The following is a 13351-nucleotide window of genomic DNA, read 5'->3' as shown; positions in this document are numbered from 1 at the left end:
TGAATGGCAGCTTTGGCGTCAGAAGCGCTCATCGCCGATCGCCGGCAAGATCAGCTCCCTTACGAACGAAGCCCCGGACAAGCGCAACAGCGCGTCGACCATGGTGACCACATCATGCACCGGTACCTGGCGCCGTTCGCCTCGTGCTGCGGCTTGCGCCAATGGCGTATTCAGGGAGTCGTCGGTATTCAGGTAACCCAGGTGAAGCACGGTCACCGCCAGGTTGTCATCCCTGAAGCCTTCACGTAGCGCATCAGCCATGCCGTTGAGGGCGAACTTGGAAGCGCCGAACGCCACCTCCGGGCGCCCGCTCTGGCGAAGGGCCGAGGTTGAACCGGTGAGGATCAGCTGCGGCCGGGGCGCACCCAGCAACTTCGGCACCAGCCGCTTGAGCAGAAGCAGCGTGGCGGTGATGTTCACCTCGACCAGCCTGGTGATCGATTCGTCGCTGTCGTCGAGGAATGCGTAGTGCTCGCTGAAGGCGTGTTCTTCCCAAATGCCCACGTTGCAGATCAGGACATCCAGATCGGCAGGTGTTCGATCCGCGATCTGTGCTACAGCCGCCGTTGGCTTGGCAAGGTCGGCATCGATCCAGTGCAGATCGATGCCCGAGGCAAGGGCCAGGTCGACCGGCTGTTTGCGGGATACGCCGATCAGCGTGTCCCCTGGCTTGCCGAGCCCTTCGAGCAAGGCACGGCCCAACCCTCTGCTGGCACCTACGATCATCGTCTTCATCTGGTGCTCCTTCCTGGCATCCTGCAAGTATCCATCGACCGATCAACTCCACCGGACATTGAGTACGACGAAGTGCAGCAGGACCCAGACCATCAGCAGCAGATGGGTCAGTTGCAACCCTTCCTGACGGATCCAGTAGCCGAACCATATCCCGCCCAGCAGCATGGCGAGCAGGAACCCGAGCGTTGCGCTCAAGGCCAGGTTCAACCAGGGCAGTGAAGCCTCCAGGCCGGCGCCAAGCACCAGTTCATAGCACCCGACCCAGGCCGTGAGGGCGGCGGCTGCCTGTATCAGCACGATGATCGACAGGGCCAGGCGATGGAGGGAGGGAGAGGTCATCGCTCGCCCCAGCAGTGGGAGGCTGATTGCGGGCGGTTGGGCCAGCGGCGCCATCGACATGGTCGCCCCGATCGCCCCAGCCGAACTGGCAAAGGCATGCAGGTTGTTGATCAGGCTGATACTCAGCCACAGGCTCAAGCCGATGCAGCAGGTGATCTGGAAAATCAGCAGTGAGGTCGGAGTGTCCATTCCTGGTCCTTTGTGAGTTCGTTTCCGGAAGCAGCGAGAGTCCGGACGACACTCTAGAACCTAAACTTAACCTGAGGTCAATACCGTCGGGATCCGAATAACCGGTCGAGGTCATCGAGCCACTGAACATTGAACTCACAGACCTGGACCGCCATTCGGACAGTTCCGTCAGCATGACGGGTCAGTCCGTAAAGAAGTACTTGCCTTTGACTTTCCTGGGGGTGACGAAGGCGAAGTCCGGAAAGATTTTTCCTCGGACGTACCAGACAAAAGCCAGCATAACAATACTGATAACCAATGAGACAGTGGTTGTTGCCGGATTGGATGCAAACCCAGCAAGTGTCTTTGGGAATTGGGGTAGCGCAAGGAGTATGTACGCGTTGTAGGCAACGACGCGATGGCTGTAGAAACCCCAGACCCACAGCAAGGGGATCAAGATCATTGAGATACTCACAATCCATTTGGCCGCTGGCCCGATCCCGGCGCCTTGAGTCATTCCCAGAATAAATCCAATCAAAGCCTGAACAAGCATGATTGTAATGAGAATATTGACCTTGCGATCATGCTCGTCACAGCGAACTGGATCTGCATACGAGGCGATAAAGTAGGCAAGTTGACTGTCTTTCACACCTTGCCCTGAGAGTTGTGAGAACACTTCCGACTTTGCAATGTTGGCGTCGAGTAACTCTCGAACTTTTTTCTGAACCTCTTTCTTGCTCAAGGCTGATTGTGAAACGCTTTCTGATTGAGTCAACCTGACCGGTTTCCTGGCAGCTTTCCTGACAGATTTCCTGACAGAAGACCTCAGAATAGCGACAGCCCCAATAGAGGCTAGCGCGCCCAAGACGATGACAGTGTAGAAGGCTCCACCTAGTGAGAGAGACCCAGGCTTGACCCTGCCCGGCTTTGCTGGATCGACAAGAACCTCGATCACTTTTCCCTCCCTGAATGTTGCAATTGATCTTTCAACCGACTCCAGGCTGCTCCTGCAGGGCCGATTTGATGTTTCGAGAGGATACGTATATTGCTGTCCGTCCAACTCGAAGGTCACATTTACCAGAGCGCAATAGGTCGTACCCTTACTGTGCACCTCCTCGGAAATGGAGGCAGTAGCGACAGTGGCGTTCAATTTCCACCAAGTCTTCGTCTCATCTACTTCCTTGTACAAATTAAGAGACGCGAGCAGGCAGAGCAAGGCAAAGATAAATAAAACAACGAACAGGACCGCCCTTAGCAAAAAGGTCTTCATAAGGCTCCTTGACCAACGTCAAATGGCGGCCGGTCGGAAGATGACACCTTGGCAGCAAGTCCCCCTGAGGTTAGTCCATGAATACTCGTATGCAATGCTACTTCCCGCACTTCCGCTCTTGGCCAAGCTCTGCCGCTTACCACCGCGACTTTGATTCGATAACCTCGACAAACCCCTCTGACCTGCAAGGCGGCTCGAACGCAGCCGCAACTGCCTCGATGCTCTCCCGCGGCACTTGATGATCCGCGCGGCGCAACGCATTGCGTGCCAGCGCCTGCTCCACCGAGGCACGAACCCAGACCGCCGAGACCGGCACGCCAATGCGCGCGGCCAACGCCAGGATTGGCGCACGATGCACGCGCCGCGGCAGTGCTGCATCGAAGTACAGGCAACCGTTATCATCCCCTGCCCCACGATGCTGCTCGATCCAGGTGGTTTTCCCCGCAGCTTGCATGCCCACGACCAACAGCAATCGCGCTTTCGGGCCACTGCGCGTTAGCGCAGCCTCCAGCGCCAGCAGGGTGAGCCGCCAAGCGTCGGCGTTGCGCGATTGGCTGAACACGCGCCCACCGAGCGTTTCAAGGTAATGGTCTGGATTGAATACTCGGGTATCGGCTGGAGGGGCAGACGACCAACGATAACCCGTCAGCGGCCATGATTGCCCTGCCAGTTCAATGGACTGTACAGACGCCTCCCGGCCACCGCAGCGTCGGTAGAAGTACCGATTCGGGTTATCCGTCAGCACCCACGCGAGCAAACCTTGCCGGCCCGGCGCTTGAAGCTGCATCGCCACGGTCAGCAGCAGCTGCCGCCCAACGCCCTGCCCTTGCCAATGCGGCAGCAGATAAAGACCATAGAGCTCGTTAGCCTCCCCGAACCCCGGGCTTCGGTTCGGCCCTCCCGAGCAGAAGCCGACGATCTCGCCCGCTACCTTGGCCACGTGGTAGATCACTCCACTAACGGCGAACATGGCCCGATGCCGTTGTTGCTGAGCCTCGATGGTCAATCCGGCCAGAAATGCATCCGGCAGGATGCCCTGAAACGTTGTCTGCCAGGCCTTCACCGTCACAGCCGCGATGCCTGCCAGGTCCTCAGGGGCTGCCGCGGTAATGAGCAAGTCCATGTGCGCTCTCCTTTGATTCGCCATGCAACGATCAACTGCCGCTTTCAGTGGGTAGCCCGCAGGCTTTACCTGTACAGCAGCAACGCAAACTGTCCGGACACTGTCCCCAGGCCGACAGCATTGGCACTGAGCGCTATCTGCCCAATATAGATAGTCCGCTCCACCTTCCTCATGCCTGGTAGAGCGAAACATGTAAATGACCACCGGGCTCGATACCGGCCCGGTGATTGCTCACCACCTTACCAATTGTGCGTATAGCTGGCAGTCAACACAGTGCCGGGTGCCGGCAAGTGGCTGGTGTTGTTGTTATTGCGCAGCAACTGGCTGTAGAGCGGGTAGTAGTCGCGGTTGAACAGATTCTGGATGCCGACGCTCACCTTGTCGTCAGCGGAGATCTGGTACTGGCTGACCAGGTCGACTGTCGTATAGCTGCTCACCTGATGTCGACCAAAGCTGTCCACGCCATCGAGCCTGTAGTCCTTGGCGTCGAAGAACGTGGCTTGCAAGCGGTTGCTCCAATCCAGGGTCGGCTTGTATTGCACGTAGGCGGTCAGCTTCAGCGGCGGAACGCGATAGCCGGTCATGTCTTGCCAGCCTTTGCCGTCCGGCTTTTCTCGCCCGCGCATCCAGGTCGCACTCCCCCCTGCGCCCCACACCGCATCGTCCGATAGCCAATCGGCACTGGCTTCAGCGCCGTAGATGCGCTCCTTGGTGCGGGTCAGAATCAGGCCATTGTTGAAACTTTGCACATCCCCCAGCTTGGAGGTGGTGTAGAACAGCGCCAAGGTGCCGAGGGTGTTGCTGCCCAGCTCTCCTCGCCAGCCAAGCTCGTAATTGTTGGTCTTGACCGGCTCCAGGTTCGATGCGTCGATGTCGAAACCACGGCGCGCATTGCGCAGCTGAATGCCCACATCGGGCAATTGGAAGCCTTGGCTGAAGGAGGCGTAGATTTCCTGGCCAAGTACCGGTGAGTAGACGATGCCCAGGTTCGACAGCACCGCATCGTAATGAATGTCGCCACCCTTCACCGCCACCGGGGAGGCAGCCGCGGATTCAGACAACGGAACGAAGTCATCGAACTCGGCGGTGGAGTATTCGTAGCGCAGGCCGCCGTCGATAGACCAATGCTCGTCGAAGCGATGCTGCAGCTGGGCGAACGCACCGGCGCTTCGCGTCCTCAGCGGGGGCATGTAGGTGAGCTTGCCGGTCTTGTCGAAAACCAAACCGCCATTGGCGTCATAAGCCGCCGGGTCGAAGACGTCGAGCGGCATGTCGCTGCGCTCCTGGTTATAGTCGCCACCCCACACCAGCTCGGTACTGCCGCTGTCGCCAAGTGGCGTGCGCAGGGTCAGGCGGCTGCCGAAGACTTCACTGTTCTGCATGATCTGGTCGATGTTGCCGCCGCGGGTGGCAACGGCCCGGGCGTCGAACGGGGTGAAGCGGGTGAAGTAGTCCCGGTAGTACATCTGGGCAGAAAGCCGGCTTCCGAGAATGTCGAGATTCTCGTACTCCAGGTTCACCAGGGTGTTGCGAATACGGTTCTGCTCGTCGAGGTCCAGGCCCTTGATCGCATTGGCCGGCACAGAGCCTGCGGGGAGTTTCGCGACGCTTGGGTCTGTAGCGTAGTCTGTGTCCTGGCGGGCGTCGTAGTGGCTGACTGCAAGCTGGATTCGCTGGTTCTCGTCGATGTGCAGCCCCAGCTTGCCGCCAATGTTGTAGATGTTCGAATCGAACAGGTCGCCTTGACTGGGCTCCGGGGCGATCCGGTCGCCATGCGCATCGTACGAGGCACCAATGTGGCGGGTACCGAAGTCGAACGAGTAGTCCACCGCGCCCTGAGAGCCTGCGAAATACTGCTGGAACTGGCCCCCCAGGCCATCGCTGCCCAGGCGGGTGAGCGGCGAGGTGGCGCTCAGGCTGGTTTCGGCACGGTTTTCGCCACCTGCAGGCCGTGTGGTGATGGAGATGATGCCCCCCGTGGCGCCGCTGCCGTAGATGGCGCTGCTGCCACGGATGACTTCGACCCGTTCGATCAGTGCCGGGTCGATGTTGGCCAGGTTGCGCGAAGAGTCGCGGTTGGTATTGAGCGGCACCCCGTCGACCATGACCAGCATGCTGCGCCCGCGCAGGGTCTGGCCATACTCGGTGACAGTGCGGCTGGAGTCGGACATGCCCGGAATCGCCTTGGCGAGTACCGTGGCCAGGCTCTCTGAACCCTGGCGCAGCTCCTGCAGTTGTTCATGCTCCAGAACGGTGGATTGCCGCGTTGCGGAAACCAGGCTGCTGCTGGTGCGCGAGGCGGTGATTTCCATCTGCGCCATTTCCACGGGCACGCTGTGGGTTGCGGGGCTGGATGCAGGGGCACCCTGCGCGACGATGACGAACGTGCGCTCATCCTTGGCCTGTACCTGCAAGCCACTGTCCTTGAGCAGCGTTCGAAGTGCTTCCTCAGGTGTGAACCGCCCTTTCACCGCAGGCACGTTTCGGCCTGCACCGAGATCGCTGGCAAAGATGATCTGCACCGAAGACTGCTGTGCGAGCGCGTTGATGGCCTCGCCCAGCGGCGCGGCGGGGAGATCGACGTTCACCTTTTCCCGGCCCTGGGCCGACATTGCGATGAGCAGGCTACTGGCGAGCAATGACAAGCGTAGTTGGCGACTGCAGAGGGGGAAATGCACTTCTCGAGTTCCTTTTTATGGTTGGGCTTTTTCAGTAGCCGCCATGGGGATCGAGAAACCCTACCTGCGCCTGAGAATTATTTTCTTGTCGATTTGGGTTGAATCCGGACGCTGCCATCCCCTTGTTGCAGCACGGCGACGGGCAGGATGCTTGGCAGCAGATCCAGTAGCAGGTCGACATTGTGCGCCTCGAACACCCCTGTCACCTTGAGTGCGGCCAGGCTTGGGTCGCTCAGCTCGATGGGGGCCTTGCGATAGAGGCGCAGCAACGACACCGCTTCATCCAGCGGCGTCTGCTCGAACACGATGCGATCATCTTTCCATGCCATCGCCCTGGAGGCATCAGCCTTCGCAACCGGCATCAGTTGCCCGCCAATCGAGTCGACCTGTTGCCCTGGCCTGAGGGTGACAGGCGCTTGTGCTGCAGCCGCCGCGACGTCCACGCGCCCACGGGCCAAGGTCACACGCACCGCGTCGTTATCCAGGCGGCGAACATTGAACAGCGTACCGAGCACCTCGACTTTCGCCAGGCCAGCGGACACCACGAAGGGGCGGTACACGGCCGAGGACACATCGAAAAGCGCCTGCCCTGCGCGCAGGTCGACTTCGCGGCTGAGCAGACGCCAACTGATATCGACATGCGTGCCACTGTCAAGCAGCAGCTTGCTTCCATCGCTCAGCAGCACAGCGCGCCGCTCACCAATGGCGGTAGCGAAACGCTCGCTCTTGTAGGCAGGGTTCAGCCACGCCAGGGCTGCAAAGGCGATCGCAACCGCCAGCGTGATACCTGCCGACTTCACCGCTTTCGAGGGCGCAGGCCTGGACGGCGGCATGGGGAACAGCTGCTTGAGCTCTTCACGATGTCGCCCCAGGGCCTCGTCCAGCGGCGCCTGTTCGGGCTGCTTGGTCATGGATGCACCTCATCGCGCCCAAGCCGTTGCCTGCACGCCGCCAACCCCAGGCGCAGGTGCTTTTCCACTGTCTTGATGGAGATACCGAGGCGAGCGGCTACTTCTGCCTGGGGGATTTCGTGAATCTTGTGCATGACGAAAACAGCCTGACAGCGAGGTGGGAGGTCTGTGATAGCGTCGACGAGCAGTTGAAACTCGCGCTCGCTGTCATACCTGGTCATCGGGGTGGCTGCCGGGCAGGCCACCTCAGGCAGCTCGGAGATAGCCTCTACCCAGGTGCCTCGGCGGCGATCGCTACGATAGCGACTCACGGCGGTGTCGTGGGAGATTTTTCGTAGCAAGGCCAGTGGGGTTCGGACGTCGTCTTTCTCACCGCGCTCAAGCAACTGCACGCACACGTCATGCACTACATCGCGCGCCATGCTTCTGTCGCCGAAGCGTCGGCGAATGTGGTCCACCAGATCGTCATAGTGACGTACCAATGTAGACAGCAGCGTCGGTTTGGCGGGATCGAACGACACGATGCATCCTGGATAAGAGGTAGGCCCCGAAACAAGACACAAGTGTAAATGAGAAATAATTGCGAATAAACAAGCTACGGCGTCGAGCCATGCTAAATCGCAGGAAGGTGAGGAATGGTCAGCCCGTTGGCAATGGCACTGGCTTCAAGCTTTGCACGCTCCGCGTCCAGAAGAACATAGGCGGCTTGCAGCGTGGTGATCTTCGCTTGAATGTCGGCCATCTTGCTGGTTACCAACATCGCGCCCTGCGCGCAATTGATCGTATTACCCCGCTTGGCCGCAAGGATGTCGCCGATCTCGGCGAGCGAAAAACCGCCGCTCTGGGCACTTTGAATAAAGGCCAGATCAACAACGGTCTGGTCGCTGTAGCTGCGGTAGTTGTTGGCTTGGCGGTGGGCCACGATAAGCCCGAGTTGCTCGTAATAACGCAATGTATGGCGGCCGACGCCACTCCGGCGCTCCAACTCTCCAACATTCACAGTAAAAATTCCTTGACTGTAGAGTACGCTCTACACCTTAGCCTGCGCCAATCATCCAGACAAGGATTCAGATATGAGCGTGGAATGCTTCGTTACCGGCGGCAGTGGGTTTGTCGGCCAACACCTACTGGCCCGCCTTACTGCGACAGGGCACAAGACCTGGGTGCTCATGCGCAACCCTGAAAATATCGAACGCCTCAAAGCGCAAGTAAGCCAACTGGGAGGTAACCCTGCATATATAAATGCAGTTGAAGGAGACATCAGCAGGGATGGACTTGGACTCAGCGAAACAGACAGGCAATGCGTAGCTTCAGTCGCTGTGGTCTTCCACCTCGCGGCGCAGTTTACCTGGGGCCTGACAATGGAGCAGGCCCGCGCAGTCAATGTACAAGGTGCGCTGAGAGTCGCCAGGCTCGCGGCGAGCCAGCGTATCCGCTTGCTGATGGTGGGCGGCTATATGCTGCAGAACCTTACTCATCTTTCAAGTATCGGGGTTGATCACGAGCGCCCTGAAAACACCAATTGGCCCGCAGTCTACGGTCGTGTGGGTGGCTACGAAGGCAGCAAGCTGGAGTCCCATTTTGCAGTCATCCGCTACATGCAGGAGGCAGGCGCGGATTACACGATCGTTCATCCTGCTACGGTGTGTGGCCATAGCGAGAGCGGGCATATCCCTCAAGGGCAACCTCTGGCCGACCTCATTCGAAACCTGGCACTGGGCCGGTTCAAGGCTGTCCCTGGTTCCGCCAGGCACTGGTTGCCATTGGTCAGCGTCGATTACCTGGTAAATATGATGACCTGCGTGGCGTTCGACCCGTCGATGGCCAACCGGCAGGTCCTTGCGCTGTATGAGCACACCCCGAACCTGCAGGGTATGCTCGAGCAATTGGCACAAACGCTGGATATCAAGGCCCCCCGCCGCCATGTACCCATAGGGTTGCTGAAGTGGCTATTGGCGATTCCCGGCCTGGCCGCCCGATTGTCGATCAGCGCCGAGTCATTGAACTTCATCCAGACGCAGCGCTTCGACATGAGTGACAGCCAGAAACTGGAACGAAAGTATCATTTGGCACATCCCGACATGGCGCGAACTTTGGAAAAGACCGTGCGCTACGTCCAGGGTTACTTGCCCTCTCGTCATGTTCACACTTCTGCAAAACCTGGCGGAAGATAACAAACGGGTTCTGACAGAGCGCGTAATTCTGTCGAACACTCCAGCAACTTCGGTGTTATATTATTGCGCATGAACCGGATGGTTACTTCCTGACCGTCTGGTTAGTTAAAGCGTGTCGACGCTCAACTTGGTCTTTAGGGAAAAAGGCGTGTGAATTGACGTGAAGCGTGACATCCACCTCGTTGTGCTACTGCTATCGGTCATCGGTTGCTCTCTCGCATCGTTAACGCTGTGGAAAGTCATGGCTTCTCGCGAGCGCGCCCTGGAAGACGTCAATGTCCATGGCCTGAACCTGACCCAGGCACTGTCCACCTATTCGGAAGGTATCGTCCGGCAGAGCTCGATGCTGCTGCTCGGCCTGGTCGAGCGCCTGGAAACCGAGGGCGCCGGGCCTGCGCAGATCGAACGTCTGGATCAACTGGTCAAGCGCCAGCAACCATTGATGCCGCCGATGAGCGGCATCATGATCTACGCCAGGGACGGACGCTGGCTGATGTCGTCCAACCAGCCGACCCCCGTCGGTGCCAATAGCAGCGACCGCGCCTTTTTCATCCACCACCGTGACGACCCATCCCGCGACCCCTTCATCGGCCTGCCAATCCGTAGCCGCGTCAACCAGGAATGGGTGATCACCATCAGCCGGCGGTTCAACGATGACCACGGCGAGTTCGCCGGCGTTGTCGCCATGACGCTTGGCGTGGAGAACTTCCTGCAGCTTTTCGGCAAACTGGATGTCGGCCATGACGGTGCCATCGGGCTGGCCTACACCGACGGTTCCATGCTGGTGCGCTACCCATTTCGGGAACAGGACATGGGTCGCAACTTTTCGAAGTCGCCCATCTTTACCAAGTATCTCGTTGCCCAGCCAGCTGGCACCGCATCGTTCACCTCCAGCCTGGACGGCGTGGAGCGCCTCTATGCGTTTCGCAAGAGCGACAAGCTACCCCTGGTGACAACGGTCGCGCTGGGCAAGCAGGAAGCACTCTCGGCCTGGCGGCTCGAGGCGCTGCTGTCGTCGCTGGTGGTCGCTGCGCTGCTGGCACTGATCGGGGCCATTGGCTGGCTGCTGATTCGCGCCATGAGCCGGCGCAGTGCGGTCGAAAGCGAGCTTCGACTGACCCAGCAGCAGTTGCTGGAGAGCAATCAACAACTCGAAAGCCTGGCGATGCACGATGCGCTCACGGGGCTTGCCAACCGGCGCTGCTTTGACGAGGCGCTGACCCAGGAAATCCGCACCGCCCATCGAAACGGCACCACACTGGCTTTGCTGATGATCGACATCGATCATTTCAAACGCTACAACGACACCTACGGGCATCCGGCTGGCGACGCCTGCCTGCAGCAGATGACTGCCCTGCTCTCTTCCTGCATCCGCCGCCCTCGCGACCTGCTGGCACGCTACGGGGGTGAGGAACTGGCCGTGATCCTGCCCGATACCGACAACGACGGAGCGGTCGTCGTCGCCAGGCTGATGCTCGAGCGCCTGGCCTTGCAACCTGTCCCTCACAAAGGCAGCCCTTTCGGGCATGTGACCGCCAGCATCGGCATCGCCTGTGCCGATGGAGCGGCCCTCGACAGCCCACCATCGCTGATTGAACGCGCCGACCGGGCGCTCTATATCGCCAAGCAGGCGGGCCGCAATCGCCTGCATGTCGACCGGGCGAAGGCATAAAGCCAATAACAAGGAATGTACAAATGCAATCTCATTTCGGCAAAGGCGTACTCTTTGCACTCTGCGCCGCTGCATTGAATGCAACGATCGGCGTACTCAGCAAAGTGTTGATGAACAGTGGATTCAGCTCCAGCAGCATCGCCCTGATAAAAACAGTCCTCGGCTGCCTGTTGCTGTCAGCATTGCTCCTGTTTCTAAAGCGGCCCCTGCATACGGCCAAGTGGTTCCATGCTGCCGTTTGCGCATTTCTCGGCATTTTTGTGTTGTTCCACTTTGAAACCTCGGCCTATAGCCATTACGCCGCGGCAGGCGTCGTGGTGATCCTGATGGCAAGCGCGTCCATATCTTCGATATTACTGGGGCGAATAGTTCTCAAGGACCCGATCACCGCCAACGCGACGGTAGGCGCCGGTTTGACCATAGCTGGCATTGCCGTGATTTTTGGCGCCGACCTGGAACAAGGCTTTACGCTGGAAGGTGCAGTGCTCGCTTCGATCGGAGGCTGCGGTTATGGCGCATTTTCGGTTGCCATGAAGCGAATGGGCGTTTCCGGGGGGCTGCATTTCACCCGGCAACTATTGTTTTTCGGCAGCCTCTACCTGCTGATGCCGGCTGCAACCGATGGGTTCAACATTGGCGAGCTGTCGCTGGTGGCGGTCATGGCACTGCTGGCGCTGGCCGCGTTGCCGACCATCCTCGGCTTCTTCTGTACCACCAAGGCCATCGAATACCTGAAACCCTCGCAAGTCCAGGCGCTGGAGCTGACCGAGCCGCTGTTTGCCGCACTGCTGGCGTTCGTGGTGCTCAATGAAGTACCGCGGGACACGTTGTACCTGGGGGCCGGGCTGATTCTCTTCGGCCTGTGCTTCTCCAATGAGCTGATCCGACTGGGCAAGAAAGCGCCACAGCCGTCCAAAGCATGAAACGCGTGCGAGCAAGCACCTCGAGGCATGCATGCTCGCACGGCCGCATTACCAGATCGCAATATCGTAGGTCAGGTAGATCCGGTTGCTGTCGCGCCCTCGGGAAAAGTCAGAGCGGTAGACGTAGTTGCGAAGCTTCACACCCAGACCTTTCACAGGCCCGGATTGCACCACATAGGCAAGCTCCACGTCACGCTCCCACTCGCTGAGCCCGGCATCAGCCGAGCGACCGTTGTCCCCGCTCAGGTAGCGCGCCATGAAGGTCAGCCCGGGCACACCGGCCGCTGCAAAGTTGTAGGCGTAGCTCGCCATCCAGGTTTTCTCTTCCTCCTCGATGAACTTGCCTATGCCAACGTTACTGAACGAGTAAACCGTCGCGCCGCTGATGTACGGCAGCCCAGCCTCGCCGTCGAGCACCTGGTAACCGGCACCGACAGTGTGCCCGGAGTGGGTATAGGACAGCTGCCCGCTGAACATGTCATTGTCGATCTGGCCGCCATGAGCGGCTCCGCTGTCGCGGCTCTTGAAATAGCGCAAGTCGGTGGTGAACACCCCTCCACCCAACGGCAGATCGTGTACCAGGCCGGCATAGTCCTGCCGATAGAAGTGTTCGAGCTGGCCGTGGAAATAGCTCAAGCGCAGCTGCTTGCTGATGGCATAGTCGGCCCCGGCAAAGCTGAAATCGCCTGACTCGCCGCCACTGTAACCATCGAGGAACAGACCGGTGCTGTCCGAGGAGTCCCGCTGCTTGAAGCGGTCCAGGTGGCCGGCGGTCAGGGTCAGGCCATCGACATCGGTACTGGTCAGCTGCGTACCCTGGTAGGTCTGAGGCAACAATCGCGCATCGTTGTACACCAGCACCGGTGTCTTGGGCAGCAAGGTGCCATGCTTGACGATGGTCTGCCCCAGTCGCGCCTTGGCCGTCACACCGGCACTGGCGAACTCGTCCGCGGCACGGCCATCGTCATGCACCGGCAGCAAGCCGGTACCGCTGCGCCCGCGGCCCGAATCGAGCCGTACGCCTACAAGCCCCAGGGCATCGAGCCCCAGCCCCAGCGGGCCTTGGGTGAACCCTGATTGGTAGTCGAGCAGAAAACCCTGTGCCCATTCCACACGCTCGCTCTTTGCAGTTGCAGCAGCGCGGGCGCTCATGCCTTGTTCGTCGCGGAAGTTTTCGTTGAAGTAAACGTTGCGCAGCTGCAGCTTGAGCTTGCCGTCGTCGATGAATCCGGCAGCGCCGGCCACAGGCAGCCAGCCGCAGAGCAGGCCACAGGTGGCCCCACGGAAAACAGTTCGGGACATTTTCGATACTCTGTTGTTGTTCTTGGATGAGGTGGGCGCCAGCAGCGCCCGAGGCA

12 protein-coding genes are annotated in these 13351 nt (G+C 59.6%); 3 read left to right on the top strand and 9 right to left on the bottom strand.

All coding sequences use genetic code 11. The annotated features are described in order from the left end of the window. Nucleotides 1-18: 18 nt before the first annotated feature. From CAG34_RS04070 to CAG34_RS04035, 8 genes are all read right to left on the bottom strand, one after another. Nucleotides 19-735 (bottom strand): SDR family oxidoreductase, encoded by a 717-nt coding sequence (locus tag CAG34_RS04070; RefSeq protein ID WP_085588161.1) that lies wholly within the window; start codon nt 733-735, stop codon nt 19-21. Nucleotides 736-777: 42 nt separating this feature from the next. Further along, the gene (locus CAG34_RS04065; RefSeq protein ID WP_025339485.1) at nt 778-1263 is read right to left on the bottom strand and encodes a DUF2165 domain-containing protein; all 486 of its coding nucleotides are present in this window, start codon (nt 1261-1263) and stop codon (nt 778-780) included. 181 nt (nt 1264-1444) lie between these two features. Next, nucleotides 1445-2512, bottom strand: coding sequence for a DUF3592 domain-containing protein (locus CAG34_RS04060; protein WP_085588159.1), 1068 nt, complete (start codon nt 2510-2512; stop codon nt 1445-1447). A 136-nt stretch (nt 2513-2648) separates the two neighbouring features. Next, a complete protein-coding gene (locus tag CAG34_RS28850) occupies nt 2649-3635 on the bottom strand; it encodes a GNAT family N-acetyltransferase (protein ID WP_218191898.1) in 987 nt (328 codons plus the stop codon). Between the two features lie 239 nt (nt 3636-3874). After that, nucleotides 3875-6313 carry a TonB-dependent receptor gene (locus CAG34_RS04050; RefSeq protein WP_085588155.1) on the bottom strand — a complete coding sequence of 813 codons (2439 nt, stop codon included), beginning with the start codon at nt 6311-6313 and terminating at the stop codon, nt 3875-3877. 77 nt (nt 6314-6390) lie between these two features. After that, complete coding sequence (locus CAG34_RS04045; RefSeq protein ID WP_085588153.1) at nt 6391-7224, bottom strand: FecR family protein; 834 nt, start codon at nt 7222-7224, stop codon at nt 6391-6393. Next, nucleotides 7221-7745 (bottom strand): RNA polymerase sigma factor, encoded by a 525-nt coding sequence (locus CAG34_RS04040; RefSeq protein ID WP_085588151.1) that lies wholly within the window; start codon nt 7743-7745, stop codon nt 7221-7223. Before CAG34_RS04040 ends, CAG34_RS04045 begins: the two co-directional genes overlap by 4 nt. 92 nt (nt 7746-7837) lie before the next feature. Then, entirely contained in the window at nt 7838-8224 is a 387-nt protein-coding gene (locus CAG34_RS04035; protein WP_085588149.1) for a MerR family transcriptional regulator, read from the bottom strand. A 73-nt stretch (nt 8225-8297) separates the two neighbouring features. Here CAG34_RS04035 and CAG34_RS04030 point away from each other — a divergent pair, with 73 nt between their 5' ends. The 3 genes from CAG34_RS04030 (at nt 8298) to CAG34_RS04020 (ending at nt 11993) form a co-directional block, all read left to right on the top strand. Further along, on the top strand, nt 8298-9398 hold the full coding sequence (locus CAG34_RS04030) for an SDR family oxidoreductase (RefSeq protein ID WP_085588147.1): 1101 nt from the start codon (nt 8298-8300) through the stop codon (nt 9396-9398). Between the two features lie 160 nt (nt 9399-9558). Next, nucleotides 9559-11070: a sensor domain-containing diguanylate cyclase gene (locus CAG34_RS04025; protein ID WP_178080861.1), complete on the top strand. Its 1512-nt coding sequence runs from the start codon at nt 9559-9561 to the stop codon at nt 11068-11070. A gap of 23 nt (nt 11071-11093) precedes the next feature. Next, entirely contained in the window at nt 11094-11993 is a 900-nt protein-coding gene (locus CAG34_RS04020) for a DMT family transporter (RefSeq protein ID WP_085588143.1), read from the top strand. A gap of 48 nt (nt 11994-12041) precedes the next feature. On the opposite strand, the gene CAG34_RS04015 is transcribed toward CAG34_RS04020, so the two are convergent. Then, entirely contained in the window at nt 12042-13295 is a 1254-nt protein-coding gene (locus CAG34_RS04015; protein WP_085588141.1) for an OprD family porin, read from the bottom strand. Nucleotides 13296-13351 lie beyond the last annotated feature (56 nt).

Source organism: Pseudomonas sp. B14(2017), from assembly GCF_002113255.1.
GTDB lineage: Bacteria > Pseudomonadota > Gammaproteobacteria > Pseudomonadales > Pseudomonadaceae > Aquipseudomonas > Aquipseudomonas putida_Z.
This window is presented reverse-complemented; position numbering and strand designations above follow the sequence as displayed.